The 25,187-nt window shown below is 75.6% G+C and carries 30 protein-coding genes; 13 read left to right on the forward strand and 17 right to left on the reverse strand.

What is annotated here, in order from left to right:
- Positions 1 to 2: 2 nt before the first annotated feature.
- Both EV189_RS16935 and EV189_RS16940 read right to left on the reverse strand, forming a co-directional pair.
- On the reverse strand, positions 3 to 950 hold the full coding sequence (locus EV189_RS16935; protein WP_130494189.1) for a hypothetical protein: 948 nt from the start codon (positions 948 to 950) through the stop codon (positions 3 to 5).
- A 74-nt stretch (positions 951 to 1,024) separates the two neighbouring features.
- Positions 1,025 to 1,783, reverse strand: a complete 759-nt coding sequence (locus tag EV189_RS16940; RefSeq protein ID WP_130494190.1) for an SDR family NAD(P)-dependent oxidoreductase — start codon at positions 1,781 to 1,783, stop codon at positions 1,025 to 1,027.
- 101 nt (positions 1,784 to 1,884) lie between these two features.
- Between EV189_RS16940 and EV189_RS16945 the strand changes: the two genes are divergently transcribed.
- Both EV189_RS16945 and EV189_RS16950 read left to right on the forward strand, forming a co-directional pair.
- On the forward strand, positions 1,885 to 2,751 hold the full coding sequence (locus EV189_RS16945) for a helix-turn-helix transcriptional regulator (protein WP_130494191.1): 867 nt from the start codon (positions 1,885 to 1,887) through the stop codon (positions 2,749 to 2,751).
- Positions 2,748 to 3,422 (forward strand): ANTAR domain-containing protein, encoded by a 675-nt coding sequence (locus EV189_RS16950; protein ID WP_130494192.1) that lies wholly within the window; start codon positions 2,748 to 2,750, stop codon positions 3,420 to 3,422. Before EV189_RS16945 ends, EV189_RS16950 begins: the two co-directional genes overlap by 4 nt.
- 9 nt (positions 3,423 to 3,431) lie before the next feature.
- Here EV189_RS16950 and EV189_RS16955 read toward each other — a convergent pair whose 3' ends face one another.
- Positions 3,432 to 4,154 (reverse strand): SDR family NAD(P)-dependent oxidoreductase, encoded by a 723-nt coding sequence (locus EV189_RS16955; RefSeq protein ID WP_196788594.1) that lies wholly within the window; start codon positions 4,152 to 4,154, stop codon positions 3,432 to 3,434.
- Between the two features lie 108 nt (positions 4,155 to 4,262).
- Between EV189_RS16955 and EV189_RS16960 the strand changes: the two genes are divergently transcribed.
- Positions 4,263 to 5,132 carry a LysR family transcriptional regulator gene (locus tag EV189_RS16960; protein ID WP_130494194.1) on the forward strand — a complete coding sequence of 290 codons (870 nt, stop codon included), beginning with the start codon at positions 4,263 to 4,265 and terminating at the stop codon, positions 5,130 to 5,132.
- A gap of 7 nt (positions 5,133 to 5,139) precedes the next feature.
- Here EV189_RS16960 and EV189_RS16965 read toward each other — a convergent pair whose 3' ends face one another.
- From EV189_RS16965 to EV189_RS16975, 3 genes are read right to left on the reverse strand one after another with little or no spacing between them, the layout of a single operon-like run.
- Positions 5,140 to 5,781: a response regulator gene (locus EV189_RS16965; RefSeq protein ID WP_231116511.1), complete on the reverse strand. Its 642-nt coding sequence runs from the start codon at positions 5,779 to 5,781 to the stop codon at positions 5,140 to 5,142.
- Positions 5,754 to 7,136 carry a sensor histidine kinase gene (locus EV189_RS16970; RefSeq protein ID WP_130494195.1) on the reverse strand — a complete coding sequence of 461 codons (1,383 nt, stop codon included), beginning with the start codon at positions 7,134 to 7,136 and terminating at the stop codon, positions 5,754 to 5,756. Before EV189_RS16970 ends, EV189_RS16965 begins: the two co-directional genes overlap by 28 nt.
- Positions 7,137 to 7,148: 12 nt before the next feature.
- Positions 7,149 to 7,463 (reverse strand): hypothetical protein, encoded by a 315-nt coding sequence (locus tag EV189_RS16975; RefSeq protein WP_130494196.1) that lies wholly within the window; start codon positions 7,461 to 7,463, stop codon positions 7,149 to 7,151.
- A gap of 169 nt (positions 7,464 to 7,632) precedes the next feature.
- Between EV189_RS16975 and EV189_RS16980 the strand changes: the two genes are divergently transcribed.
- Together EV189_RS16980 and EV189_RS16985 are read left to right on the forward strand one after the other, a co-directional pair.
- Complete coding sequence (locus EV189_RS16980) at positions 7,633 to 8,070, forward strand: DUF6636 domain-containing protein (protein ID WP_130494197.1); 438 nt, start codon at positions 7,633 to 7,635, stop codon at positions 8,068 to 8,070.
- A 26-nt stretch (positions 8,071 to 8,096) separates the two neighbouring features.
- A complete protein-coding gene (locus EV189_RS16985; protein WP_130494198.1) occupies positions 8,097 to 8,501 on the forward strand; it encodes a hypothetical protein in 405 nt (134 codons plus the stop codon).
- A 12-nt stretch (positions 8,502 to 8,513) separates the two neighbouring features.
- Here EV189_RS16985 and EV189_RS16990 read toward each other — a convergent pair whose 3' ends face one another.
- Positions 8,514 to 9,122, reverse strand: coding sequence for a dihydrofolate reductase family protein (locus tag EV189_RS16990; RefSeq protein ID WP_196788591.1), 609 nt, complete (start codon positions 9,120 to 9,122; stop codon positions 8,514 to 8,516).
- A gap of 119 nt (positions 9,123 to 9,241) precedes the next feature.
- Here EV189_RS16990 and EV189_RS16995 point away from each other — a divergent pair, with 119 nt between their 5' ends.
- On the forward strand, positions 9,242 to 10,669 hold the full coding sequence (locus EV189_RS16995) for a DUF222 domain-containing protein (RefSeq protein ID WP_130494200.1): 1,428 nt from the start codon (positions 9,242 to 9,244) through the stop codon (positions 10,667 to 10,669).
- Between the two features lie 19 nt (positions 10,670 to 10,688).
- Here EV189_RS16995 and EV189_RS17000 read toward each other — a convergent pair whose 3' ends face one another.
- On the reverse strand, positions 10,689 to 11,582 hold the full coding sequence (locus tag EV189_RS17000) for a LysR family transcriptional regulator (RefSeq protein ID WP_130494201.1): 894 nt from the start codon (positions 11,580 to 11,582) through the stop codon (positions 10,689 to 10,691).
- Between the two features lie 69 nt (positions 11,583 to 11,651).
- Here EV189_RS17000 and EV189_RS17005 point away from each other — a divergent pair, with 69 nt between their 5' ends.
- From EV189_RS17005 to EV189_RS17015, 3 genes are all read left to right on the forward strand, one after another.
- A complete protein-coding gene (locus tag EV189_RS17005) occupies positions 11,652 to 12,140 on the forward strand; it encodes a GNAT family N-acetyltransferase (RefSeq protein ID WP_130494202.1) in 489 nt (162 codons plus the stop codon).
- Positions 12,141 to 12,326: 186 nt separating this feature from the next.
- A complete protein-coding gene (locus EV189_RS17010; RefSeq protein WP_130494203.1) occupies positions 12,327 to 13,091 on the forward strand; it encodes a dienelactone hydrolase family protein in 765 nt (254 codons plus the stop codon).
- Positions 13,088 to 13,507 carry a hypothetical protein gene (locus EV189_RS17015; protein ID WP_130494204.1) on the forward strand — a complete coding sequence of 140 codons (420 nt, stop codon included), beginning with the start codon at positions 13,088 to 13,090 and terminating at the stop codon, positions 13,505 to 13,507. Before EV189_RS17010 ends, EV189_RS17015 begins: the two co-directional genes overlap by 4 nt.
- On the opposite strand, the gene EV189_RS20350 is transcribed toward EV189_RS17015, so the two are convergent.
- Positions 13,504 to 15,420 (reverse strand): TolB family protein, encoded by a 1,917-nt coding sequence (locus EV189_RS20350; protein WP_165400361.1) that lies wholly within the window; start codon positions 15,418 to 15,420, stop codon positions 13,504 to 13,506. The two genes, EV189_RS17015 and EV189_RS20350, sit on opposite strands and share 4 nt — an antisense overlap.
- A gap of 83 nt (positions 15,421 to 15,503) precedes the next feature.
- On the opposite strand from EV189_RS20350, the gene EV189_RS17030 reads away from it, so the two are divergent.
- From EV189_RS17030 to EV189_RS17040, 3 genes are all read left to right on the forward strand, one after another.
- A complete protein-coding gene (locus EV189_RS17030) occupies positions 15,504 to 16,268 on the forward strand; it encodes a hypothetical protein (protein WP_165400362.1) in 765 nt (254 codons plus the stop codon).
- A 75-nt stretch (positions 16,269 to 16,343) separates the two neighbouring features.
- Entirely contained in the window at positions 16,344 to 17,384 is a 1,041-nt protein-coding gene (locus tag EV189_RS17035; protein WP_130494207.1) for an LLM class flavin-dependent oxidoreductase, read from the forward strand.
- 10 nt (positions 17,385 to 17,394) lie between these two features.
- Complete coding sequence (locus EV189_RS17040) at positions 17,395 to 18,312, forward strand: oxygenase MpaB family protein (protein ID WP_231116512.1); 918 nt, start codon at positions 17,395 to 17,397, stop codon at positions 18,310 to 18,312.
- A 3-nt stretch (positions 18,313 to 18,315) separates the two neighbouring features.
- Here the strand turns inward: EV189_RS17040 and EV189_RS17045 are convergent, their stop codons facing one another.
- The 7 genes from EV189_RS17045 to EV189_RS17075 are packed head-to-tail and all read right to left on the reverse strand — an operon-like array spanning position 18,316 to position 23,757.
- Positions 18,316 to 19,275, reverse strand: coding sequence for a YihY/virulence factor BrkB family protein (locus tag EV189_RS17045; protein WP_231116513.1), 960 nt, complete (start codon positions 19,273 to 19,275; stop codon positions 18,316 to 18,318).
- 29 nt (positions 19,276 to 19,304) lie between these two features.
- Complete coding sequence (locus EV189_RS17050; RefSeq protein WP_130494208.1) at positions 19,305 to 19,778, reverse strand: GNAT family N-acetyltransferase; 474 nt, start codon at positions 19,776 to 19,778, stop codon at positions 19,305 to 19,307.
- A gap of 21 nt (positions 19,779 to 19,799) precedes the next feature.
- Positions 19,800 to 20,429 (reverse strand): hypothetical protein, encoded by a 630-nt coding sequence (locus EV189_RS17055; protein WP_130494209.1) that lies wholly within the window; start codon positions 20,427 to 20,429, stop codon positions 19,800 to 19,802.
- Between the two features lie 19 nt (positions 20,430 to 20,448).
- Positions 20,449 to 20,940 (reverse strand): DUF427 domain-containing protein, encoded by a 492-nt coding sequence (locus EV189_RS17060; RefSeq protein ID WP_130494210.1) that lies wholly within the window; start codon positions 20,938 to 20,940, stop codon positions 20,449 to 20,451.
- Positions 20,941 to 20,978: 38 nt separating this feature from the next.
- Entirely contained in the window at positions 20,979 to 22,130 is a 1,152-nt protein-coding gene (locus tag EV189_RS17065) for an epoxide hydrolase family protein (protein ID WP_130494211.1), read from the reverse strand.
- Between the two features lie 9 nt (positions 22,131 to 22,139).
- Positions 22,140 to 23,009 carry an oxygenase MpaB family protein gene (locus tag EV189_RS17070; RefSeq protein ID WP_130494212.1) on the reverse strand — a complete coding sequence of 290 codons (870 nt, stop codon included), beginning with the start codon at positions 23,007 to 23,009 and terminating at the stop codon, positions 22,140 to 22,142.
- Positions 23,010 to 23,019: 10 nt separating this feature from the next.
- Positions 23,020 to 23,757, reverse strand: coding sequence for an ABC transporter permease (locus tag EV189_RS17075; protein WP_231116514.1), 738 nt, complete (start codon positions 23,755 to 23,757; stop codon positions 23,020 to 23,022).
- Between the two features lie 120 nt (positions 23,758 to 23,877).
- Here EV189_RS17075 and EV189_RS17080 point away from each other — a divergent pair, with 120 nt between their 5' ends.
- Positions 23,878 to 24,732, forward strand: coding sequence for an undecaprenyl-diphosphate phosphatase (locus EV189_RS17080; protein WP_130494214.1), 855 nt, complete (start codon positions 23,878 to 23,880; stop codon positions 24,730 to 24,732).
- Here EV189_RS17080 and EV189_RS17085 read toward each other — a convergent pair.
- Positions 24,719 to 25,183 (reverse strand): universal stress protein, encoded by a 465-nt coding sequence (locus EV189_RS17085; protein WP_130494215.1) that lies wholly within the window; start codon positions 25,181 to 25,183, stop codon positions 24,719 to 24,721. The two genes, EV189_RS17080 and EV189_RS17085, sit on opposite strands and share 14 nt — an antisense overlap.
- Positions 25,184 to 25,187: the final 4 nt, after the last annotated feature.

Here is a 25,187-nt window from a genome sequence, read left to right on the forward strand (position 1 = left end):
TGCTAGCGCGCCCGCGCGAGCAGCCCGTCGAGCAGCCGCAGGCCGGGCCGGTCCAGCGTCCCCGTCCCGCTGTCCCACAGGGCGCGGCCGCGGCACCGGTCCAGGGCGACGTAGACGATGTCGCCCTGCGGCTCGCCGAGCACGACGAACGTCCGCCCCGTCGAGCGGCACACCGGACCGCCCGCGTGGAGGTGCTGCACGACGGCCTCCACCTGCTCCCGTGCCGCAGGAGCAGCGGCCACCAGCACGGGATCCCCTGCCGAGCCGTTCGGCGCGCGGTCGTGGTACACGCAGACCCGCTGGCGTCCCTGGAGAGGTCGTGGCTGCAGCGTGGCCGCGGCGCGGGTGCGCTCGACCACGAGCATGTCCTTCCACTGCTCGGCGCAGCCGCTGTCCACGGCTCGCTGGGACTCCACCTGCCGCCCCCAGACGGAGCGGATCCGCTGGAGACGCAGCGAGGCGTACGCGTGCACCGCCTCCTCGACCGGCTCGTTGCAGTGACCCCGTGGCTCGCGCGCCTCGATGTCGCCGTCGCGGGCCGTCGTGAACGTGACGAGGAGGGGGACGTACCCGACCGCGCTGCAGATCCCGGTCCCGGCCGGGCCGTCCGGACGCTGGTAGGTGCGGACGAGCGCGTCGAGTCCGCCGACCACGGCGTACGTCACGGTCTGCTGCCACGTCCCTCGCCCTGGCCGCGGCACGACCAGCTGTCGGCAGAGCCGTGCGCCCGTCACGGTGACGCCGCCGGGGAGCGGCGCGTACGTCGTCGTGGCGGGTCCTGGGTCGGCGGCCGGATCCGCGCTGCAGCTCACGGTCATCGCCGGGAGTCGGGTGTCGCTCGGGGCTGGCGCCGGTGCCGCCGACGTGACGACGCCGGCACCCGTGCCGGCTGCCGGCGCGCACCCGGCGACCAGGGCCGCGGTCAGCACGGCCACGTACGCGACTCTCATCGGTCGACCTCCTCCGGTCGACCGCTGGGACGCGCCGCGCGGCCGGCCGGTTCCCGCGAGGCTGCAGCAGGTTCTCACGTCCGCGTGCTGGTGATCCCTCCGTCGACGGCGATCTCTGCCCCGTGCAGGTACGCCGCGGCGTCCGACATCACCCAGGTGACCGCGGCGGCGACCTCCTCGGGGGTGCCCGTCCGGCCGGCGGGCAGGTCGCGGGTCAGCTGGTCGAGGACGTCGCCAGCATCGGCGTTGATCGGGGTACGCGTCGCGCCTGGGGACACGGAGTTCACCCGCACGCCGCGGGCGCCGAACTCCGCCGCCCAGCTGCGCGCGAGCTGCAGCTCGGCCGCCTTGGTCGCGGAGTAGAGCCCGACGAAGGGCGAGCCGACGTGCGCCATCCACGAGCCGATGACGACGACGGTGCCGTGTCCGCGCTCGGCCATGGCGGGAGCGAGCGCAGCGGTGAGGACGTGCGGGGCGCGGATGTTGACGGCGAGCGTGGCCTCGAGGTCGGCGTCCGACAGGGACGGGGTGTCCACCGGCGGGCAGAGGGCGGCGTTGTGGACGAGGGCGTCGAGCCGGCCGCCGGCAGCAGCGGTGGCGGCCCGGGCGAAGGCCCGCAGCTCCTCGGCTCCGGCGGCGAGGTCCGAGGGCACGAAGACAGCGGAGCCCCCGTCGTCCTCGATGGCACGGACGACCTCGGCGCCGCGGGCGCTGTCGCGGCCCGTGACGACGACGGCCCAGCCGGCGGCGGCGAGGCTGAGTGCGGTGGCGGCGCCGATGCCGCTCGTGGAGCCGGTGACGAGGACGGTGGGCAGGGTCTCGGGGAAGGTCATGCCCATCACCGTGGAGGGGTGACGACAGGGGCGCCAGAGCGGTCCGTGCCGGGTCACGGCATGACCAGGCTCATCCGTCCGCCGGTCCGTACGCTGGTCGGGTGCCGACCGACCGATCCGCGCTGGGGGCGTTCCTGCGCTCGCGCCGTGACGGACTGACCCCGGCGCAGGCGGGCATCGCACCCTTCCCCGGCGCACGAAGGGTTCCCGGCCTGCGCAAGGAGGAGCTCGCCGTCCTCGCGGGGATGAGCGCCGAGCACTACAGCCGGCTCGAGCAGGGCCGCCAGCACGCGGTCTCCGACGATGTCGTGGAGGCGCTGGCGCGGGCGCTGCAGCTGGACGACCTCGAGCGTGCGCACCTGCGCGCGCTCGCGGCTCCGCGCCGGGCACGCGCCACCGCTGCCGAGCCACCGCAGCAGCCGCAGCGCGGCCTGCTGCGCCTGATGACGGCGCTCGACCACCTCCCGGTGCTGCTGCTGGGGCGGCGCTCGGACGTCCTCTCGACCAACGCCCTGCTCGCCGCTGTCCTCGGTCCCGAGGTGCGGCCGGGGAGGTCCTTCGTGCGCTGGCTCTTCCTGCACGAGGATGCCCGCTCCCGGCTGACGAACTGGGCGGAGTTCGCCGCGGCGGCCATGGGATCCCTGCGCTACGAGGCGGGTCTGCACCCCGATGACAGCAGGCTGGCGGCGCTCGTCGAGGAGCTCTGCCGCCGCGACGCCGATGCCGCCGCCTGGTGGGCCGACCAGCGCGTCACGTTCCGCACCTCGCTGCAGAAGCGCATCGCGCATCCCGTCGCCGGTCCGCTGGAGTTCGGCATCGAGGTGGTCGCCGGCCCGCACGACCCGGACCAGCGCCTCGTCGTCTACACCGTCGAGCCGGACTCCTCGACCGCGAAGACCCTGCCGCTGCTCGCGAGCTGGGCTCCGGAACCCACGGTGGGTGACGGCTCGCTAGGGTCGCAGGCGTGAGCCGGCCGAATGAGGGGGAGTCCGAGGTGCTGTCCTGGGAACAGCGCCTCGGCAGGCTCGATGCCGACCTCTCCGACCGTGAAGCCGCCGCGGCGGATGCGGGGGACTGGACCGCGCACGAGCTCGCTGCCCTGGCCAAGGAGCGCGACGCCCTGGCCGCCCAGTGGGACGAGCTCGCGGAGGCCCGCGATGCGGTGGCGACCGAGCGGGACGTCGCCGCTGAGGCTCGGGAGGGCGTGGCGAGCGCCCGCGACCGGCGCGCCCGCCGACGCAGCGGGGACTCCGACCGGGGCTTCGCCGACCGCTACCTCTCGGCCCGCGACCGGGACGAGGCCGCCGCGGACCGCGGCGACTCCCGCACCGAGCGCGCTGCCGCCGCAGCGGACCGGGGTCGGGCTGCCGCGGACCGGGAGCGCGCCTCGGCCGACCGGGAGCAGGCGGCGCAGCGCGGCGAGGCCGCCGAGGCGGAGAGCGCCGACCTGCGGGCCGCGCTCGAGGCCCGCCACGTCGTCGGCCTCGCGCAGGGCGTTCTCATGGAGCGCTACGACGTCGACGTCGACCGCGCCTTCGAGATGCTGGTCAGCCTGGCCCTCCGCACCGAGCGCGAGCTGCCCGACGTGGCCGCGGCGATCGCGCTCACCCCGAAGCGCGCGCTCGACGAGGAGCCCTGACCGCGTCGGTCACCAGGGCTGGATGCCGGTCTCGTCTCGGAAGGTGCCGCTCGGCCCGCCGTCGGGCAGCGTGGCCAGCTCGAGGAAGACGGCGGCGCCCTGCTCCGGCGTACGCGTCCCCTGGTGGCCGTTGAGGTCCGTCGCGACGTAGCCCGGGCAGCCGGCGTTGACGAGGATCCCCGTGCCTGCCAGCTCCTTCGCGTACTGCACGGTGACGGCGTTGAGGTACGTCTTGGTGGGGGAGTACGCCGCGGAGACCGGCCCGACCGCGTCCGCCTGCGCGGTCTGCAGTCCTAGCGAGCCCACGGTGCTGGACACGTTGACGATGCGCGGCGACTCCGCTCGGCGCAGCAGCGGGAGCACCGCGTTGGTCACGCGGATGACGCCGATGACGTTGGTGTCGACGACCTGCAGCACCTGCGCGGCGCTGACCCTGCTCGGCTCCTGCGGCATCCCTCCGGTGATCGCCGCGTTGTTGACGAGCACGTCGAGGCCACCCTGGGCCTCGAGCTGCTCGGCCGCCGCCGCGACGCTCGCGTCGTCGGTCACGTCGAGGGCGACGCCGAAGACGTCGAGCCCCTCGGCCCGCAGCTCCTCGACCGCGGCCTCCCGGCGTCCTGCGTCGCGCGCCCCGACGCCGACCCGGAACCCGAGCCGCGCCAGACCGGCGGCGATCTCGTAGCCGATCCCCTTGTTCGCGCCCGTGACGAGCGCGGTCCTCTTGTGCTGCATGGTGTTCTCGGTCATGGCTCGATCGTGCTGGCCCCATCGCCATGGACGCCAAGACCGATCGGGTCGCGGGCGATACCGCGAGGGTATGGCGCGACGTACGCTGCCCGGGTGGAGATCCGCGAGCTGCGCTACTTCATCGCTGTCGCCGAAGAGGCGCACGTGGGCCGCGCTGCGCAGCGGCTCGGCATGGCCCAGCCCCCGCTGTCGCGGGCGATCGCGCAGCTGGAGCGCCGGATCGGGGCCGAGCTGTTCGTCCGCTCGCCGCGCGGCATGACCCTCACGAGCGCCGGCGAGACCCTGCTGCAGGAGGGCAGGGCGGCCGTCGCGGCGGTCGAGGCTGCGGAGCGGCGTACGCGCCGAGCCGTCCAGGCGGGCGGCCGCGCGCCGGTCGTCCTCACCGCGAAGGCGGGGGCGTCCGGCGGGCTCATGGCTGAGCTGCTCGAGGCGTACGCCGCGGAGCCGGGCGCCGTCGAGGTCGACGTGGTGCTCAGCGCGCCCGGCCACCAGGCGCTCATGCTGCGCGACGGCCGGGCGGACGTCGCGCTCCTGCACGAGCCCTTCGACGACCTCCGCGGCTTCGACACGGACACCTTGCGGGTGGAGGACCAGGTCGTCGTCGTGCCGGCCGCGCACCCGCTCAGCCGGGAGAGCTCGCTCACCATGGCGCAGGTGAGGTCCATCCCCGACCTCCCGCTGCCGCGCTGGCCCGAGCTCGACGGCTCCTACCGCGACGGGCCGGGGCCGGAGCTGCGCGACCTGACCCAGGTGCTGCAGCTCGTCCGGCTCGGCCGCTGCGCGATCGTGCTGCCCGAGTCGTCGCGCGCCGGCGCCGGTGACGGCCTGGCGGTCGTCCCGCTCGCGGACGCGCCCCGGGTCAGGACCGTCATCGCGTGGCCGCCGCACAGCACCTCACCCGGCGTGGCTGGTCTGGTACGGACCGCGTCGCGGCTGTTCGCCCCGCTGCCGGCCGCGCGCTGACCGGCCTTCACGGCGCCAGGTGCTCCCGGGTCCAGAGCGCCGCGGAGGTGCGGTCGGCCACGCCGATGCGGCGGAAGGCACTGCCGGCGTGGGCCTTCACCGTCGCCTCGCTGATGCCGAGGGCACGGCCGATCTGCTTGTTGGCCAGACCCTTCGCGATCAGCAGCAGGACCTCGCGCTCGCGGGCGCTGAGCGCGTCCTGCGGTCGCGGAGCCGCTGAGGGCAGCAGCGACCGCGCCACGCGGGGATCGATCGGAGCGTGGCCCTGCGCCGCGGAGCGCACGGCTGCGAGCAGGTCGCGCGGCTCCGAGTCCTTCAGCAGGTAGCCCACCGCTCCGGCGGCCAGCGCCTCACCGACGCGCTCGCGGTCGGAGAACGACGTCAGCACGACGACGTGCGTCTCCGGCCGAGCCGCGAGGATCATCTGCGTGGCAGCGACTTCGTCGAGGACGGGCATCGAGAGGTCCATGAGCACGACGTCGGGCGCGAGCTCGCGGGCACGCTCCACGGCCTGCGCGCCGTCCGCGGCCTCGCCCAGCACCTGCATGTCGTCGGTGGCCGCGAGCAGTCCCGCGAGCCCGGAGCGGACGAGGGCGTGGTCGTCGACCAGCAGCACGCCGATCATCGCGCGGGCACCTCCAACCTCCACGTCGTCCCCTGCCCCTCGGCGCTGCGCACCGCGAGGGTGGCGCCGGCGGCACGCGCCAGGTCGATCATCACCCGGAGCCCGAAGTGCCCGGCCTCGGGGCCGCGCAGGACCTCGCCCGGGTCGAAGCCGCGGCCGTCGTCCCGCACCTCGAGCACTGCCGCCGCCCCGGGCGCGGGAGACAGCAGGACCGAGACCTCCGTGGCCGCGGCGTGCTTCCCCGTGTTGCGCAGGCACTCCTGCGCCACCCGGTACACCAGAGCAGCCTCGTCCGGCGCCAGCCGGTCGGCCGCCTGCCCGTCGACCTCGACGAGGACGGCCGTCCCCCGGGCGCGCAGCCCCGGCACGAGGTCGCCCAGGGCCGGGGCCAGGCCCGCCTGCTCCAAGGTCGGTGGGTAGATGTCGACGAGCAGCGAGCGCAGGCTGCCGATGCCGCTGCGCACCGTCCCCGCCACGCGGTCCAGCTCCGTGGCGAGCTCCGGCCGGCCCGCCGACGCGGCGCGCTGGGCGGCGCCGGCAACCGCGTACGAGGAGGCGGCGAGCTCCTGCACCAGCCCGTCGTGGAGCGTGCCGGCGATGCGCCGCCGCTCCTCGTCCGAGGCGTCGACCGCGCGCTGCAACAGCCCCTCCCGCTGGGCGTGCGCCGCGCGCAGCCGGTCGAGCAGCCGCCACATCACCGGGAGGAGCAGCACGGCGAGGAAGAGCAGGCTCGAGGCCGTGATGCCCGCGAACGCTCGCCACAGGTCGTGCGCGCGCCGGGTGACCGAGCCGTACGGCGTGTAGGTCTCGAACAGCAGCGGTGTCCCGCCGGGGGTCCAGACCGGTCGGTAGACCTCGAGCAGCTTGCCGCGTCCCCGCTCGTAGCGGTTCTCCGGCTGGCTGAGGTCGGACACCTCGGCGCGCGTCCGCGGGTGCGCGAGGGCGTCGCGCTCCTCCTGACCGAGGGCGAACCGCTCGCCCACGAGGCGGGGCTCGTCGGAGTAGACGATGCGCCCGTCGGCCGCCCACAGCTTGACGCGCAGGATCCCGGGACCGAGCACGTGCGAGCGGACCGCCTGGTCGACCCGTGCCAGGGCCTGGTGGTCACGGGCGACGAGGCCGTCGCTCAGCGACTGCGACACGACGACCTCGGCCAGCAGGTCAGCCGTACGCGCCGCCTCGGCGACCGCCTCGCGCTCGGCGACGCGGCGGCTCGCCCACGTACCCCCGAGGACGACGACGAGGAGCACGAGGGCGATGCCCGCGGCGACCGGCAGGAGGATCGAGCGCGCCCCCGGCGGCTCCTCGCGGTGGCGCCGTTCGGTCGGGCCGGTCAGCACCAGCCAGGCCGCTGCACCTGCGTCGTCGGGAGGGCTCACGCGGCAAGGGTCTCAGTCGTCCGCGCCGTGACCCCCGCCGTGGCGGCTGCGCTGGCGCGAGTCGTCCGAAGCCTCGGGCCCGTGTCGCCGGTCGTCGGCGCGGGTCGCCGTCGGGCGGGGGGAGGGACGGTTCGACGAGCGGGTCGTGGCGGTACGCGGCCGGTCCTCCGCGCGGTGGTGGGTCGCGCTGGGCGCCGGCGACGGGGAGGCGGTGCTGGTCGCGCGCAGGGGGACGGCCTGCGCGAGCGATGCACCGCCGCTCAGGCCGAGGACGGCGGGGACCGCGGCGATGCCGGCGGCGGCGGTGAGGACGAGGAGGCGCTTCACGGGCGTGCCCTTCGAGGAGGAGGAGTGGTACCCCTCCATGAGGCGGCACGCCGCGTCGCGCCCACCAGTGGCCGATGGTCGTAAGACCCCTGGTCGGCGGGCCTGCGGGAAGGGCCGATCGGGCAGGTGGACGTGCGCGCCCGGCGCCGGACCCGGTAGGAACAGCGGCATGAGGAACTCCCGCTCCCGTGCCGCCGTGCTCGTCCTGCTCGCCGCCGGAGTGACCGGTGCGGCCGCGCCCGCCACGGCTCGCGCGGCGACGGTCCCGCGCAGCTTCCAGACGCCGTCGCACAACATCTACTGCGTCGCCGCGCACGACCGCTCGTGGGGGCTGCGCTGCGACATCCTCGCCGTCGCGCACGAGCCGGCCCGTCCGCGTTCGTGCGACCTCGACTACGGCCACGCGTACCTCCTCGCGACGCGCGGCAGGGGCGTACGCGGCTGCGCGGGCGACACGGTCGCCGACCCGGCGATGCCGGTGGCGGCGTACGGCTCGACGCGGCACCTCGGGCCGTTCTCCTGCCTGGTGACGCAGGGCGGGGTCACCTGCACCAACGGCCAGGGGCACGGGTTCTCGTTGAGCAAGGCGCGCCAGCGGGTGTTCTGAGCGGGTCGGCGGGCTAGGTTCGGCGGGTGTCCAGCGCGTACCGCAGCTCGCTCACGATCCACCCTCCGGGGCAGTCGCCGCCGCCCAGGGCGAGCTCCGGCGAGCGCACGGACGCCAGTGACCCGGGACTGCGGCGCTGGCGCAGGGTCGTGGTCGACCCCGTCGTCGCGTCCCTGCTCACCCCGGAGGAGGTCGAGGCGGTCGCGGTCAGGGACGGGGTGCACGGCCACCCGGACGACGTCTGGGTCTGCGTCACGGCGTGCGGCGAGCAGTACGTCGCCATGCTGCTGAGCGGCGAGTGGGCGCAGACGGGGCCGAGCGACGAGGAGGTCGCGGCGGGCTTCGCCGACCAGCTGCAGGACTGGGTCGCGGAGTCGCGCTTCGGCTGGGGGCAGCTGCGGGAGCCGGCGTACGACCTCGGGGAGCCCTGAGCCGGTCAGGCCTCAGCCCGCGGTCCGGCGGACCGCGTAGCGCACGTGCGTCGCGTACGGCGAGCTGACCACCCTGCGGACCTCGAGGTCGAGGTCGTGCGCGAACCCCTCGAACAGCCGCTTGCCGGCACCGAGGATGACCGGCGCGGTGGAGATGACGAGCTCGTCGACCAGGCCGGCGGCGAGCGCCTGGCGGATGACGTCCGCGCCCCCGCCCACCGAGACGTCACCGTCGCCGGCGGCTCGCCGCGCCTGGTCGACGGCCTCGTGGAGGTCGCCGACGAAGCGGAAACCGCTCTCGGGAGCGGGCTGGTCCTGCAGGCGGTGCGTGAGGACGACGAGCGGCCCCGGGAACGGGTTCGTTCCGCCCCAGGCACCGGAGGCGTCGTACATGCCCCGCCCCACGACCCCGGCGGCGACGCCGCTCACGAGCTCGTCGAAGAACTCCTTGTCAGGGCCGTGCATGGCGAAGTCGTGACCACCCTCATAGGTCCAGGGGCCGCCCATGACCCAGTAGTGCAGCCGCTCGCCGCCCCTGCCGAGTCCGAGTCCGGGACCGTCGTCGGGGCCGGTGACGCGGCCGTCGACGGAGGTGGTGATGGAGGCGAGGACCTTGCCCACGGGGTGCTCCTTGGTCGCGGTGCCGGGGTCGGAGGGGGGACGGGGCCGAGGTCCGCAGTTCATCGCTGGGCGACGAGAAGGGCCTTCCCCCGCACGACCAGAGGAGGTAGGCTTCGAACATGCGTTCGAGCGATCAGGTGCGGCAGCCGTCGGCGCACCTGCCGTTCGAGGACGCGTTGACGGGGATCGAAGCGGGTGTGCTGCCGGGGGTGCTGGCGGAGCTGGTGCGGGACCCGGCGTTGTTGGCGGCCTGGGTGCACCCCTTCTCGGACCCGGGGGACCCGGATCCGGGCCTGGGACGGCGCGAGCGGGAGGCGTCGGCGCGGGTGGCGCTGGCGCGGTCGTTCGACCGGGTGGTGGCGTGGGCATCGGCGCACCGGGCGGTGGCGCTGGCGGAGGCGGAGGCGCTGCTCGGGGAGCGGGCGCGGGAGCTTGGGCACGCGAAGCACGGGGTGGAGCCCTCGGTGCACGCGCAGCTGGGGCTGGAGCTGCGGCTGCCCTCGGCGGTGGCGGCGCTGCAGGCAGGCGAGGCGGCCGCGCTGGTGGGCCGCCACCCGGGGACGTGGTGGCTGCTGGCGGAAGGGGAGATCAGCCCGCGGCACGCGGCGGCGGTGGTGGAGGCGTGCGAGCCGCTCGACCTGGCGGGCTGCGCGGCGGTGGAGGCGCGGGTGCTGCGCCGCGCGCCGGAGCAGACGGTGGCGCAGCTGCGCCGGCGGCTGCGGACGGCGGTCGCGGTGGCGGACCCGCGTGGCGCGTCCGAGCGGCACGCGGACGCGGTGCGGCGCGACCGCGGGGTGTTCATGCGGCCGCTGCCGGACGCGATGGCCGAGGTGGTGGCGGTGGTATCCGCGACGGAGGCGTTCGGCGTGATGGGCGCGCTCGACGCCGTGGTGGACGCGCTGCCGGAGGCAGGTGCCGCGGGGTCGGGTCCGGGTGCGGGTGCTGGTCCTGCGGGTCGTCGGTCCCTCTCGCAGCGCCGGGCCGACGCCCTGGTGCTCGTGGCGTCGGCGGTGGTGGGGGATCTGGAGGCGCTGCCGGGGCTGGTGCGGACGGTGCCGGCACGCCCGGCGGTCTCGGTGGTGGTGTCGCTGGCGACGGTGGCCGGGCTGGCGGAGGACCCGGCGCACCTGGAGGGCTACGGCCCGGTCCCGGCGGAGCTCGGGCGGGCGGTGGCGGCGGACGCGGAGTGGGCGCTGCGGGTGACCGGACCGGAGGGGGAGCTGCTCGCGACGGCGCCGCTGCGGCACCAGCCCTCGGCACGGCTCCGGGCGTTCGTCGTGGCGCGGGAGCAGACGTGCGGGCACCCGACGTGCGACCGGGCGGCGCGCGAGCTGCAGCTGGACCACCGGGAGGCGTTCGACCACGAGCACCCGGCGCGTGGGGGGCCGACGACGGGGGCGAACCTCGACCCGAAGTGCCAGCGGGACCACAACCTCAAGACGTGGCACGGGTGGGGCGCGTGGCGCGACCGCGACGGCACCCTCGTCACCCGCACGCCGTTCGGCCGGCACTACCTCACCGAGCGCGAGCCCCAACCCTGCACCTGACGACCACCACGGCGACACCTCACACGGCAGGCGCATGTCCTCGCGCGACGCGCTCGAACGCCGTGACCATCGGGCGCCTCTCGCCGGCCCGGTGCACCAGGGCCACCTCGCTCGTGACGCGCGCCTCGGGCAGGGCGAGGCAGCGGACGTCGGGCGAGGCGATCGAGCGCACGCACTCCGGCGCGATCGTCACCCCGAGCCCCACGCCGACGAGCCGCATGATGGTCAGCCAGTGCGACGCCTGGTGCGCGACCGTCGGCCGGAAGCCCTGCTCCTCGCAGATGCTCAAGGGCTTCTCGTAGGCCCGGGTGCCCGCCGCCGGGATCGGCGAGATGAAGGCGTCGTCCCGCAGGGCGCGGGCGGAGGTCGCGTCCCCGCGCGCGGCGGCGTGGTCCGCCGGGACGACGGCGACGAAGGGCTCGAGCAGCAGCGGCGTGGCGACGAGGTCGTCGACCGGGTCGCGGTCGCGGACGACGCCCGCGTCGATGCTGCCGTCGCGAAGGCCCTCGACGACGCGCGAGGTGAAGGACTCGTGCAGCCGCAGCTGCACCCCGGGGAACTCAGCGAGGTGGTCGCGCAGGATCCCCGGCAGCAGCGTCATCATCACCGAGCCGACGTAGCCGAGGTTCAGCACGCCGGTCTCGCCCCGACCGATGCTCCGTGCCTCCTCGACGTCGCGGCCGACGTTGCGCAGCGTGCGACGAGCGCGGTCGAGGAACGCCTCGCCCGCCGGCGTCAGCAGGACCGAGCGCGAGCTGCGGGTGAGCAACGGGTGTCCGACGATCTCCTCGAGCTGCCGGATGGCCTGCGACAGCGGCGGCTGGGCCATGTGCAGGCGAGCGGCGGCGCGACCGAAGTGCAGCTCCTCCGCGACGGCGACGAAGTAGCGCAGGTGACGGAGCTCGACGTCCATATCTGCAGCGTCTCACTCAGGACGAACGAGATGTTGGACGTCCCGCCACGGACGGGCTGCAATGGACGCATGGAGCTCACCTTCCGGCCCATGGCCACCGCTGAGGACGCCGCCGCCTTCCGCTCGCTCAACGAGGAGTGGATCCGGCTGCACTTCACCCTCGAGGACGAGGACCGCCGCCAGCTCGAGGACCCCTTCACCTCCATCGTCGCGCCCGGGGGCGAGGTCCTCCTCGCCGAGCTCGACGGGGAGGTCGTCGGCTGCGTCGCCCTCCGTCCCGAGGGCGACGGCGTCTACGAGCTGTCGAAGATGACGGTGGCGCCCGCGCACCGCGGCGCCGGGCTCGGCCGCCAGATCCTGCTCGCGGCCATCGAGCGCGCACGCGAGCGGGGCGCGGCCACGCTGTTCCTCGGCAGCTCCACGAAGCTCGCCCCCGCGGTGCACCTGTACGAGTCGGTCGGCTTCGAGCACGTCGCGCCGGAGAGCATCCACATGCCGTACGCCCGCGCCGACGTGTTCATGACGATGGCGCTGGCGCAGCCCGCCGCCAGCCGCTGACCGCAAAAGGACTGGACGGCACCGAGGACCGTCGGGCTAACCTGGACCCGTCCGAACGGCTCGAGGAGGTGGCACCCGTGCACGCATCCCCCACGCGGGTGCTCCGGCTCGCCGTCCCGGCCGAGCCAGCGGCCTAGGAGCCGCCGAGGAGCACCGCGTCCCGGTCCTCCTCGAAGGGTTCCTGCCATGGACTCTCTGCTCCTCACCAGCTCCACCACCACCGACGGCGTCACCGAGCGCCGCTTCCACCTGGGCGACGTCCCGGGCATCCTCTGGACCCCTGAGGGGGCGACGGGTCCGCGCCCGCTCGTGCTGCTCGGGCACGGCGGAGGGATGCGCATGGACGTCCCGCGCCTGGTGGCCAGCGCCCGCGCGACCGTGAGCGCCCACGGCTTCGCGGTCGCCGCCATCGACGCCCCCGGCCACGGAGCGCGGCCTCGCCTTCCCCGTGACGACGCGGCGCGTGCCGAGATCCGGGCGGCGCGTACGGCCGACGACTCCGCGCGCTTCGCCGCGGTCAGCACCCGCTACATGGCCGAGCTCGCCGAGCAGGCCGTGCCCGAGTGGCAGGCCGTCATCGACGCGCTGCAGGCCCTGCCCGAGGTCGGGGCGGACGCCCCGGTCGGCTACGGCGGGAGCATCTCGCTGGGCAGCGCCATCGGCATCCCGCTGACCGCAGCGGAACCCCGGATCCGCGCCGCGGTCTTCGGCGGCGGCTTCTTCGTCAGTGCTGCCGTCGTCGAGGCGGCGCGCAGGATCCGCGTACCCGTGCAGTTCCTCCTGCCCTGGGACGACGAGCACGCGTCGCGCGCCGACTCGCTCGCCCTCTTCGACGCGTTCGGCTCGGAGGAGAAGACGCTGCACGCCAACCCGGGTGACCACCGGCGACCTCGGTGGCTCGGTCTGGACGAGGACTTCCTCGCCCGCCACCTGACGGCGGTGGCCGCGTGAGGCTGGAGCTCGGCACGGTGCTCGCCGTCGACGAGGAGGTCTGCCGGCTCGTCGACGGCGGGCGGATCCGCGACGTGCCCTGGGCCGCCGCGTTCCCGCGGCCCCGCGCCGAGCGGGTGGCGCCGGGCAACCTCGTCGCCACCGCTGGCGGCCGCGTGGTGTGGCGGTGGTACGACGCGGTGGTGACCGGCGCCGAGGGCGGGTTCGTCGAGCTCTGGGAGCCCGGCCACGGCAGGGTCCTCGCTCGGCCGCGTGCAGTGCCGGCGGTGGGCACCCGGGCGTACCTCTCTGCCGGGCTGCCCGGCGCGGAGTGGTGGGTCGCCGGCCCCGTCGTCCCCTCTGCGCAGGACGCGGACGTCGAGCTCGCCGAGGTGGAGCGCTTCGTAGTGGTCCACGGGATCGTGGAGGTGGGCTAGCTCGCGGGCAGGGGCGAGCGCACGGCGAAGCCGTCCACCGCCACGCGCGTACGCGGCCCGGCGAGCGCGACGAGGCGCAGGGTGTGCCGGCCGGCGCGCTGCCACCCGGGTCCCTGCCAGAGGACGGCCTGCTCCGCGGTCCTCGGCGCTCGCGTGTCGACGACGGCGGTGCGCCGGCCGTCGACGAGCACGGCGAAGCGTCCTCCGCGGGGGGAGCGCTCGCCGAGCACGGAGAGCACCCGCCCGCCTGCGGCCGGGTACGCCACCGCGAGCTGGGCGCTGGCTCCGGCCGAGGTGGTGACGGCGAGCGTGCCGCCCGCGGCCCGCCGCACGCGCGCGGACGTCCAGCTCCCGCGGTAGGCCGCGCCCCGCTCGTCCTCCGCCACGACCATCGAGGCCACCGTCGTCGGCCCGCGGTTGCCGTACTCGTCGAGCGGGACGAGCTCGGCGGCGTACGTGTGCTCCTCGAGCAGCGGTCCCGTCGCGGCACCGCCCGGGCGCAGCGTGACGGCGGTGACCCCGGCGCTCCACGGGCGCCAGGCCGGGTGCTCGCCGGCAGCACCCGAGGACTCGACCCACCGGGTCGCCACCGAGGCCGTCCCGCTGGTCCTCGCGAGGTGCAGCGCCCACGGCCGCGATCCGGACGGGGTGGCGCTGACCAGCCGAGGTGCGGTGACCGCCACGGCCCCCAGCGGGTGCACGGTCACGCTGCTGGCCGGGTGCTCGACCCCGTCGCTCGTCACCGCGCTGACGCTGAGCGTCGTCACACCGGTCGCCGCGCCGGTCCACGTCGTCCCGGGTGCCCAGACCGCTGCCGCCGTGCTGGCCGCGGGCCCGGTGCCCGGAGCGGTGCGGACGCGCCACCCCGTCACGCCCGGAGCGCCCTTCCAGCGGAGGGTGACGCTCGAGGCGGTGGACGTCGCCGTCAGCCCGATCGGGCGGGCCGCGTCGGTCCCTGCTGCGGCGCGCAGACCGAGCACCTCGAGCGACAGGGTGGGCGAGGCGGCGACCTGCTGCGCGGGCCCGCCGTCGAGCGGGCTGCGCCACACCGAGCGCGGAGCACCCGGCACGGTGGTGGTGCTGTAGAACACCGCGCTGCCGTCCGGTGCGACCTGCAGCCCGGTGAGGGCGCTGCCGGCCGCAGCCAGCGTGCGGGGGGCGCCGCCGTCGCGCGGCAGCAGCACGAGCTCGGGCCGCTGCGCGCCGCCGGGGACCTCGCGCGCGACGAGCACGACGAGGGCCGAGCCGTCGGGTGTCGGCGCGAGCGCCCCCACCGTCGCCCCGGCGGGGTCGGGGAGGTGCAGGTCGGTGGTCGCACCGGTCGCGGTGTCCACGAGCCGCACGACGCTGCGGCCGTACGCGCCGGCGACGAGGTCCGTGCCCGGGACGAACACGGGACAGGCGAGCGGCGTGGCGCCGGGCAGCGGCGTCACGGCACCGGTCGCGACGTCCACGAGCTCGACCTGCCAACTGCTGCCGAGGAACGCCGGGACCGCCACCCGGGTCCCGTCAGGTGACCAGGCGAGCCCGGTGCCGGCACCGGGCAGGGCGGCGACGCGGCGGACGCCCCCACTGCCACCGACCTCCAGCTCGAGCGGCGCCCGCGGGCCGGAGGCGACCGTCCACGCCCACGAGCGGCCCGTGGCGTCAGGGACCGCGTACGCCGGCACGGGCACGTCGAGCAGCGTGCGCGCGTCCGCGGCGTCGGCCGGCACCGAGTAGAGGTGGGACGGCGCACCCGGGCGCCACGGCGAGCTGGCCCGGACGCCGGGTGCCGTGCCCTGGACGACGAGCTCGACCCCCATGAGAGCAGCGGCGTGCGCGTCAGGCACCGGCAGGGCCGTGACGGCGACGGCGCACGAGGCACCCAGAGCGGCGACGGTCAGGGCGGCGGGCAGCGGGCGGAGGCGCATGCCCGGTAGAGCACCGCGGCCGGCCCGGAGGTTGTGCCGACGGCCGATGAACCTGACGCACGGAGCAGTGGCTCCTCCTGGGCGTGAAGCGCACCCTCGCCGCCCTGGTCGCGTGCCCGGCCCTGTCCACCGGGCTCGTCGGAGCGCGCGCCGCGTCCGCCGCGTCCGCCCACGCCCTGACGGTGCGGGTGACGACGACGAGCCGACCCAGCCTCCCGTCGCGGCTGCCCGCCGGGACGTACGTCCTGGACGTGACCGGCGGCTCCCGGCTCCAGGTGGCCGTCCCCGCTGAGGGCTACACGCTGCAGCAGTACGCCCGCGACGACCGGGTAGGCGCCCCGACCCGCGTGACCCTGCTCGGGGGCGCGCCCTCCGGGGGCTCGGTCGCGGTGGCGCTGACCGCGGGGAGGTACTGGTTCTACGACCCGTTCTCGTCGCGGGGGCACGTGGCGCGGATGCGCCAGGTGGTCGTGACGGGCGTCGGACGCGGGGCCCTCCCGCGCGCGAGCCGCGTCCTGGTCGGCCTGCGCCAGCCGGAGCCGGACGTGCTCCCGCACGCAGTGGTGGCCCGTGCCTGGTGGACGGTCGAGGACGTGGACACGCTCGGGCCTGCGCGCTCCGTCGAGGTCTACCGCGTACCCGCGGGCACGTCGGACCGCGAGCTGGAGGAGGAGCTGCGGGCATGGACGCTCCCCCCGCGGGTGCTGGCCCTGCCCGCCCTCGCCGGTGGCGCCCGCGTGGAGGTGCGGCTCGGGCTCCCTCCCGGCGAGTACCTCGCGGTCTCGCGCTACCCCTACGCGCCGGGGCCCGACCTGCAGGCGCTGACCCGGGTGACCGTCCGCGCCTGAGTGCCGGGAATCCGCCCGGCCTCCCGCCCGTTGGTCGCAGCAGACTGCCGCGAGCTCAAGCAGGAGGAGGCGGGCATGGTCCAGCGGATCGGGTTCCTGACGTTCGGGCACTGGCAGGCGGTGCCGGGGTCGCGCGTGCGCACGGCCCGGGACGCCCTCGTCCAGACGGTCGAGCTCGCGCAGGCCGCCGAGGAGCTCGGGCTGGACGGCGGCTTCGTCCGCGTCCACCACTTCGCCCGCCAGCTCGCCTCGCCGTTCCCGCTGCTCAGCGCGATGGCCGCGCGGACGTCGCGGCTGGAGCTCGGCACGGGCGTGATCGACATGCGCTACGAGAACCCGCTCTACATGGCCGAGGAGGCCGCGGCCACGGACCTGCTCAGCGACGGCCGGCTGCAGCTGGGCATCAGCCGGGGCTCACCCGAGACGGCGCTGCGCGGCTCCGAGGCGTTCGGCTACGTGCCCACCACCAGTGACGCCGACCTCGCCCGCGAGAAGACCGCGCTGTTCCTCGCCGCGCTGGAGGGCGCGTCCCTCGTCGACGCCGACCCCAGGATGACGGGGGTCGCGGGCCGGCTCGCCCTGCAGCCGCAGTCTCCCGGGCTCCGCGAGCGCATCTGGTGGGGCTCGGGCACCCGCTCGACCGCGGTCTGGACGGCGCAGCAGGGGCTCAACCTCATGAGCTCGACGCTGCTCAGCGAGGACACCGGCGTGCCGTTCGACGAGCTGCAGGCCGAGCAGATCGCGCTCTACCGCGCCGCGTTCGCCGACGCGGGCTGGGGCCGCGAGCCGCGGGTCTCGGTCAGCCGCAGCGTGCTGCCCGTGACCACCGCGATGGACCGCCACTACTTCGGCGACCGGACCGGCGAGGACTCCGTCGGGCTGCTCGAGGGCGTCCGCTCGCGCTTCGGCAAGAACTACGCCGGCGAGCCCGACCAGCTCGCCGAGGAGCTCGCGAAGGACGCGGCGGTGCGCGACGCCGACACCCTGCTGCTCACCGTGCCCAACATGCTCGGCGCCGACTACTGCGCCCGCCTGCTCGAGACGGTCGCGCGCGACATCGCGCCCGCCCTCGGCTGGACGCCCGCTCCGGCTCGCGGCCCGCTCGCGGAGGGCTGAGGGTGGGGGAGTGACGTCGCTGCTCCCGCCCGCCGTCGCGGGCCTGCCGGCGGCGACCCGCCGGCGGTTCCGCACCCGGATCTCGGGCCACCCCGAGGGCACTCCGCGCTGGGTGCAGGACATCGCGGTCGTCGGGGACGACGAGGGCTGGTTCGAGCCGGGCGGGGTGGTGTGGCGGGTCCACGGCGACGTCGCGACCCTCGTCGGCGGCATCACGGCGCTGCTCGGCCAGGGCGCCCACCCGCTCGCGCTGGCCGGCGTGCGCGGCCACTCGAACTACGAGCAGGACCCCTGGGCCCGGCTCGCCGGCACCGCGCGCTGGCTCGTCGTGAGCACCTTCGGCTCCTCCGCGCTGGCGGAGCGGGAGGCGGCCCGCGTGCGCGGCATGCACCGCCGGGTCGTCGGCACCGACGGGCAGGGCCGGCCCTACGCCGCGGGCGACCCCGAGCTGCTCCGCTGGGTGCACCTGGCCTTCACCGACGCCTTCCTCGCCGGCCAGCTCGCCGTCGGCGACGACCTCACCGCGCGCTTCGGGCGCCGGTGGCCCGACACGTACGTCGCGGAGTGGCGCCGCACGGCGGAGGCGCTGGGCGCGACCGACCTGCCGTCCTCGCAGGCCGAGCTCGCGGAGGCCCTCGCGGCGTACGCGCCGGTGCTCGAACCCGTCCCCGCCGACCTCCGCTCGTTCCTCGCCGCTCCGCCCGGGCTCTCCCGCGCGGAGCACATGTTCTACCGCGGACTCTCGTCGGCCGCGCTGCTCCTCGTCTCGCCGACGGTCGCGCCCTTCGCCGGGGTGCCGGGCCGCGATGCCCGCAGCCCGCGCGAGCGCGCGGTGCTGCGCCGCACGAGGCTCCAGCTGCTCGCTCTCAAGGTCGTCCTCGGGAAGCGCAGCCCGTCCGAGGAGGCAGCGCGCTCGCGCCTGGCCTGAGAGTCAGTCGCGGTCCGGGCGGGGTCCGTCGAAGTCGACGTCGACGCGCTCGAACCCCTTCGTGCGCTGGGCCTTCGCCGCGCCCGCGTAGACGCGCTCGTCGCCTGAGGTGAGCTGGACGTCGTCGGTGAACGGCGTGAGCAGCGCCCGCGGGTGCAGGCGGTCCACGCGGACGACGTCGACCTCGACGCAGACCACGAGCGCCAGCGCGGCGAGGTAGAGGAAGGCCAGCAGGCCGAGCACGACGGCGAAGACGCTGTTGGTGGCGCTGGCGTGGCGCACCACGCCGGCGACGTACGCGGTGGCGGAGGACTGGAGGACCTGCCAGACGACGGCCGTCCCCACCGCTCCCGGCGCCACGTCGGTCCAGCTGACGTGACGTGCCGTTCCCGTACGGAAGACGACGAGGAGCACGGCCGCGTTGAGGGTCACAGAAGCCAGCAGCAGCAGGCTCGTCAGCAGCCCGCCCGACTGCGCGACGACCGACAGCGCCGTGGTCCCGACGACGGAGACGGCGGCGACCGCCAGCAGCACGAGGCCGCGCAGCCGGGCGCGGACCGGGTTCGGCCGCTCGTTGCGCGGGACGGCCCAGGCGGTGTTCATGGCGTTCTGCACGACCTGCGTGACCCCGAGCGCGCCGTAGAGCGCCACCAGCGTCCCGATGACGAGACCGGCGACACCGCCCCCGAGGTGGCCCGGGTGCTGCAGCTGCGCCCCGACCACGGGGAAGTCGTGCAGGGCGGAGTGGAGGATCTCCTGCTGGCGCTCGGGATGGCCGACCAGGACGTACTGCAGCACCGTGGAGACCAGCAGCAGCAGGGGGATGAGCGAGACGAAGCTGTAGTACGCGATGAGCGCCGCGAGGTAGTTGCCCTGGTCGTCGAAGAACTTGTACGCGACGGCTATCGGCAGGCCGAGGGCGGGGTGGCGGCGCTGCAGCCGGTCCAGCCGCTCGGTGAGCACGGCGAGGGCCTACCCGCCGGTGATCGCCCTCAGTCCAGCGCGAGGGTGAAGAACGAGCTGTTCACGCTGGGCGCGTAGTCCGCGAAGGGCTCGCACGCCACGAACCCCGCCGAGGCGTAGAGCGCCCGTGCGGGCGCGAAGGCCTCCATCGATCCGGTCTCGAGGTAGACGCGCCGGTAGCCGCGGGACCGCGCGATGGCGAGCAGGTCGGTGAGGACCGTGCGTGCCACACCCCTCCCGCGCGCCGCGGCCGCGGTGTGCATCGACTTCAGCTCCGCGGTCTCCGCGTCCAGGTGGCGCAGCGCGCCGACGCCGAGCAGCCGGCCGTCCTCGCGCGCGCAGCGGAACGTCACGTCCTCCGCGGCGAGGCGCGGAGCGGCCAGCACGTGCACGTCCTCCGGCGGGCTGTGCTGCGCGCAGAAGCCCGCGTGCGCCTCGAGCAGCGCGGCCACGTCGGGCTCGCTCGGGTGCCCGGGGAGGACGACGACGGTCTGCGCGCTCATGGTGCCGCGAGGATATCCGGGTCAGCGCAGCCAGATCCGCAGCGGTCCCAGCGCCTGAGCGCCGGCGTGGAGCGCAGCGGCGAGCGCCTCCCCGTGCTCGTAGCCGACGACGGGGACCCCGGGATGCCGTCGTGCTGCCTCGCCCACGACGGCCGGCCAGAGGTCGTCGTCCACGACGACGTTGCTCACGCCCACCGCGCTGCCGTCGTCGTGCAACGCGAAGCGGGCGGAGCCCCTGGACAGCAGGCGCACGGTCGGGTCCCCGAGCAGGGTCTCTCCGAACGGTGGGGAGTCGGGATGGCCGGCGACCCAGTCCTCGACGCCGACCTCGTCCCACGGCTCCCGAGCGGCGCGCGGTGCGGTCCACGCGATCCACGTGGCCTCGACCAGCACCGCGAACCCCGCGCCCTGCAGGTCGAGCGAGCAGAAGCTGTCCTTGACGCTCGCCCCCGGCGAGGAGTCGATCGCGCCGAGCACGTCGAGCTCACCGGTCGCCGGGTCCAGGGTCACCGCGTCCGGGTAGAGCGGCGGCGTGCGGGCGGCGCTCGCCCAGAGTCCCGGCCGGATCGACCCCTCGACCCCGACCGAACGGCAGACGGTGTCGCACCACGTCGCGTTCTCACGTGCTGCCAGCAGGATCAGCGGGTCCACGCGCCCAGCCAAGCACACGTCACCAGCCGGTCGTGCCCGGTGCCCCCTTGAACGGCCCCACCACGCGCGAGGTGATCCAGCCGCCGTAGAACCCGCCCTCCTGCGGCACGACGCGCTCCCCGTCCACCAGCACGAGGTCCATGCGGCCGGGGTAGAGCGCGACGTGGTCCACGAGCTCCTCGTAGCCGGGCGAGGGGTGCGGGTAGGTCCACGCCGCCGCCTCGGCCCGCCGCCCGCCGCCCACGACCGTGAGGTACGCCGCCCGCCCCTTGAACTCGCACCACGACGACCCCGGGGCGGGCTCCAGCGCGCCGGGGGAGAAGTCAGTACGCGGCAGGTAGTACGTCGGCGGGTGGCTGGTCTCCAGGACGCGCAGCGCGGCACGGCTGCGCGCCACGACCTCCCCACCGAGCTGCACCACCACCGGCTCGTCGCTCGGGACGACGACCGGCGGGCGGGGGTAGTCCCACACCGACTCCTGGCCCGGCCCGGGCTGCACGCGCTCCACCATGACCTCGATGGTGCTGCGACTGCGCCGGTCCCGCACGCTCAGCGCAGCGGGCGGAGGGCGGCGCGCACCTCGTCGACGAAGAGCGCCGGCTGCTCCAGCGCCGGGAAGTGCCCGCCGCGCGCCGGCGTGCTCCACGAGACGATCCGGCTGAAGCGGCGCTCCGCCCAGCGGCGCGACGGGCGGATCGTCTCGCCCGGGAAGACGATGCCCGCCACTGGGACCTGCACCGGCGACGCGCCGACCGTGCCGAGCACCTCGCGCACGTGGGGCAGGCTCTCGCGGTAGAGCCGGGCCGACGAGGCCGCCGTGCCGGTCATCCAGTACGTCGTCACGAGGTCGAGGACGCGGTCGCGGGGCACCACGGCGTACAGGTCGCCGGGGTGGTCGCACCAGGACCAGAGCTTCTCGAGGATCCAGGCGCACAGCCCGGCGGGGGAGTCGAGCAGCGCGTACCCGACGGTCTGCGGCCGCGTCTCGTGCAGCAGGCCGTACGCCCCGTCCCGCGCGCCCTCGTCCAGCGCCGCCAGGGCCGCGCGCTCCTGCCCCGTGAGGTCGGCGAACGTCTCCGGGTCCGGCGCCGCGAGCGGCGGGACGAGGCAGAGCCCGAGAACCCGCTCCGGGTGGCGGGCGCCGATCAGCGCGCTCACCGAGGTGCCCCAGTCGCCGCCCTGCGCGGCGAAGCGGTCGTAGCCGAGCAGCGTCATCAGCCCTGCCCACGCGTCCGCCGTCCGCTCGACGCCCCAGCCGGGCTCGCTGGGCTTCGCGCTCCAGCCGTAGCCCGGCAGCGACGGGCAGACGACCGAGAAGGCGTCGGCGGCGTTCCCGCCGTACGCCGGCGGGTCCGCGAGCGGGCCGAGGACGTCGAGCAGCTCGACCACCGACCCGGGCCAGCCGTGGGTGAGGACCAGCGGCATCGCCCCGGGATGCGGAGACGGCAGGTGGAGCGCGTGCACGTCGAGCCCGTCGACGGTCGCGAGCACCTGCGGCACGGCGTCGAGCCGCGCCTCGAGGCGGCGCCAGTCGTAGTCCTCGGCCCAGTACGCGCAGAGCTCCTGCAGCACCTCGAGCGGGACGCCCTGCGCCCAGCCTGGTCCGGTCGCGCTCTCCGGCCACCGCGTACGCCGCAGCCGGGAGCGGAGGTCGGCGAGCTCCGCCTCCGGCACGGACACGCGGACCGGGCGGACCGTCATGCCGGAACGCTAGCCGAGCCGCTGCTCCACCTGCCGGACGTGCGGGAACTCCCGCAGTCGCCGGGGGAGTCGCGGCCACACGACCCGCGTGACGGCGGCCAGCACGGCGACCAGCAGCCGTCGGCCGCGGGTGAGCGGTACGCCGTACGCCGCGCGCACCGGCTCAGGCAGCAGGTCGGACGTCACCGCGCGCAGCACGATCCCGAGCCCCGGCAGCGGCGGGAAGAGGCGTGGCACCAGCATGTCCTGCGCGACGCGGGCGACCACCGGAGTGACCGCCAGGCGGGGGACCTGGAGGTCCCACCAGGCGAGGAAGTCCTGCCACGTCGCGGGGATCAGCTCGTCCGGCACTCCGAACAGGTGCAGGAACGGCTTCGTCTCCTGCCACGACTGCTCGCACTCCGCGGGCGTGACACCGCGACCGTAGCGCTGGTGCACCGCGACGGCGCAGAAGGCGAGCGTGCCGTAGACCCACAGCGTCAGCTCGGGGTCGGTGGCGTCGTAGCGCGTACCTGCGGCGAAAGCGCCTGCTGCGTCGGAGATCTCCCCGTTGACAGTCGCGTGGCGGCGCCCCACGGACGAGGCTGCGGCACGGGCCTGGGCGGTGTCGCCGAAGCCGATGGCGAGGGTCAGCTGCAGCGTGGCGACGAGGCGGTGCCCGGGGCGGGCCGCGTAGTCGGAGTGCAGCGCGACGCCGGCGCCCACGAGCGGGTGCGCCACCTGCAGGAGCACCGCAGCAGGACCGCCTGCCAGCACGAGGCGGTCACCGGCGAGGCGCTGCGCGACGCCGTACGGCCGGATGACCCCGGGGTCGCCCCGCACCCCGAGCGGCGGTGCCGGCGGGAACATCGCCCGGAGGGGGAGCCGCGGGTCGCCCATCAGGTCCTCCTCACCGCGCCGCGTCTGCGGGCAGGGTCGTCGGCGCTCCGAGCATGTGCACCAGCGTCACGGCGACGACCGCCTGGGCGCACAGCAGGGCTGCGAGGACCACGATCTGGAAGCGCGCGGCGTCGGTGGGGCTGGCGCCGCCGAGCAGGGCGCCGATGAACGACCCGGGCAGCGTGACCAGCCCCGTCGTCCGCGTCTGGTCCAGCGCGGGCACGAGGGCCTCCCCGGCCGCGCTGCGCGCGACGTCGGCCACCGCCTCGCGCGGCGTCGCTCCCAGCGCGAGCCACCCCTCGACCTCCTCGCGGCGCGCACGGAGGCCGGCCAGCAGGTGGCGCCCGGCCAGGGTCGCGCTCGTCATGGTCCCGCCGATGACGACACCGCCGAGGGCCACGACGTAGCGCGGGGAGCGGGGGAGCACCGGGATCGCGAAGACGACCCCGAGCGCGACGACGGCGCCGAGCACGCAGGCGAGGACCACCGCAGGCCCGGCCCCGTCGAGCTCGCGCAGCCGTCCTGCGGCCGTGCGCGTCGCCGTCGTCAGCATCACCGCGAGCACCGCGGCCACGGCCCACGGTGCCGAGATCGCCCCGCGCAGCAGCACGCCGACGACGGCGAGCTGGACGGCGCCGCGGACGATCGCGACGACCGGGGCACGGCCGAGGCGGACGTGTCCGAGGGTCAGGACCGCCTCGGTCACCGCGAGGAGCGCGACGAGCCCGACGGCCAGGTGGACGAGCACCGAGGTGGACAGCGTCGCCTCCTGGTCTCCTCATGCGCGCGTGCCGCCCATCCTGCCCGAGGCCGGCAGGGGGCGCCGCAGTCAGGCTGTAGCCAGGTACGCGTCGGCAGGATGACGGGCGTGACCGCCATGCATCCCGTCCAGGCCGCCGTCCTCGGCGTCGTCGAGGGCCTGACCGAGTTCCTGCCCGTCTCCTCCACCGGCCACCTGACCATCACGGAGAAGATCCTCGGGCTGAAGGTGGACGACGACGCGGTCACCGCCTTCACCGCCGTCATCCAGGTCGGCGCGATCCTCGCCGTCGTCCTCTACTTCCGCCGCGAGATCCTCGCGATGGTCCGGGCCGTGCTCGTCGGGCTCCGCGACCCCGCCGAGCGGCAGACGCTCGACTTCCGGCTGGCGACGTACGTCATCGCCGGCACCATCCCCGCCGGCCTCCTCGGCCTGGCCGCCAAGCCGTTGGTGGAGGGGCCGCTGCGCAGCCTCTGGGTCGTGGGGCTCTCGCTCATCACCTGGTCCGGCGTCATGTGGCTCGCCGAGCGCGACGGCCGACAGGACCGCGACGAGAAGGCCCTGACCCTCAAGGACGGTCTCGTCGTCGGCGTCTCCCAGGTGCTGGCCGTGCTCTTCCCCGGCGTCTCGCGCTCGGGCGCGACGATCAGCACCGCGCTCTTCCTGGGCATCGACCGCGTGGCGGCGACCCGGCTGTCGTTCTTCCTCGCGATCCCGCTGCTCCTGGCAGCCGGCGTGCTCGAGCTGCCGCACGTGCTCTCGCCGCCCGCGGGCTCGACGCACATCGGCGCTGGCAACCTCGCGATCGGGCTGGGCGTCTCCTTCGTGGTGGGGTACGCCGCGGTGGCCTGGCTGCTGAAGTTCGTCGCCCGGCACAGCATCGCGACGTTCGTGCCCTATCGCCTCGCGGTCGGCGCCGGCGTCGTCGTCTGCCTCACGGCGGGCTGGCTCAGCGCGACCTGACCTGCTGCTCGTGCGGCACGACGACGACCGGGCAGTGCGCGTGGGCGGAGACGTAGCGGCTCACCGAGCCCATGACCGCCGCGGCGAAGCCGCCCGTGCCGCGCCGCCCGACGACCACGAGGTCGGCGTCGCCCGCCTCGTCGAGCAGGACCTGGGCGGGGTGGCCCTGCCGGACGCGCACGTCCACGTCGAGCCCCTCGCTGCCCTCGAGCGCGGCGAGCACGGCGGCGCGCACCCGCTCGGCGTCCTCCTCCATGCCGCCGGTCTGCTCGGCCGCCTCCGGAGGCAGGATCTCCGGGCCGAAGCCGTAGCCGACCGGGATCGGGACCGTCCAAGCGTGGACCACCCGCAGCTGGGCGCCGGTGGCGCGTGCCTGCTCCGCCGCCCAGCTGAGCGCGGCTCCCGCGGGGTGCGAGCCGTCCGTGCCCACCACGATCACGTGTGCTGCCATGCAC

The sequence above is a fragment of the Motilibacter rhizosphaerae genome, assembly GCF_004216915.1.
GTDB lineage: Bacteria > Actinomycetota > Actinomycetes > Motilibacterales > Motilibacteraceae > Motilibacter > Motilibacter rhizosphaerae.

Bases quoted from the DNA above. Each gene is read 5' to 3' on its own strand.
- EV189_RS16935 (WP_130494189.1), bottom strand. From the start codon at position 950: ATGAGAGTCGCGTACGTGGCCGTGCTGACCGCGGCCCTGGTCGCCGGG.
- EV189_RS16940 (WP_130494190.1), bottom strand. From the start codon at position 1,783: ATGACCTTCCCCGAGACCCTGCCCACCGTCCTCGTCACCGGCTCCACG.
- EV189_RS16955 (WP_196788594.1), bottom strand. From the start codon at position 4,154: ATGCAGCACAAGAGGACCGCGCTCGTCACGGGCGCGAACAAGGGGATC.
- EV189_RS16980 (WP_130494197.1), top strand. From the start codon at position 7,633: ATGAGGAACTCCCGCTCCCGTGCCGCCGTGCTCGTCCTGCTCGCCGCC.
- EV189_RS16995 (WP_130494200.1), top strand. From the start codon at position 9,242: ATGCGTTCGAGCGATCAGGTGCGGCAGCCGTCGGCGCACCTGCCGTTC.
- EV189_RS17000 (WP_130494201.1), bottom strand. From the start codon at position 11,582: ATGGACGTCGAGCTCCGTCACCTGCGCTACTTCGTCGCCGTCGCGGAG.
- EV189_RS17005 (WP_130494202.1), top strand. From the start codon at position 11,652: ATGGAGCTCACCTTCCGGCCCATGGCCACCGCTGAGGACGCCGCCGCC.
- EV189_RS17010 (WP_130494203.1), top strand. From the start codon at position 12,327: ATGGACTCTCTGCTCCTCACCAGCTCCACCACCACCGACGGCGTCACC.
- EV189_RS20350 (WP_165400361.1), bottom strand. From the start codon at position 15,420: ATGCGCCTCCGCCCGCTGCCCGCCGCCCTGACCGTCGCCGCTCTGGGT.
- EV189_RS17035 (WP_130494207.1), top strand. From the start codon at position 16,344: ATGGTCCAGCGGATCGGGTTCCTGACGTTCGGGCACTGGCAGGCGGTG.
- EV189_RS17050 (WP_130494208.1), bottom strand. From the start codon at position 19,778: ATGAGCGCGCAGACCGTCGTCGTCCTCCCCGGGCACCCGAGCGAGCCC.
- EV189_RS17060 (WP_130494210.1), bottom strand. From the start codon at position 20,940: ATGGTGGAGCGCGTGCAGCCCGGGCCGGGCCAGGAGTCGGTGTGGGAC.
- EV189_RS17065 (WP_130494211.1), bottom strand. From the start codon at position 22,130: ATGACGGTCCGCCCGGTCCGCGTGTCCGTGCCGGAGGCGGAGCTCGCC.
- EV189_RS17070 (WP_130494212.1), bottom strand. From the start codon at position 23,009: ATGGGCGACCCGCGGCTCCCCCTCCGGGCGATGTTCCCGCCGGCACCG.
- EV189_RS17085 (WP_130494215.1), bottom strand. From the start codon at position 25,183: ATGGCAGCACACGTGATCGTGGTGGGCACGGACGGCTCGCACCCCGCG.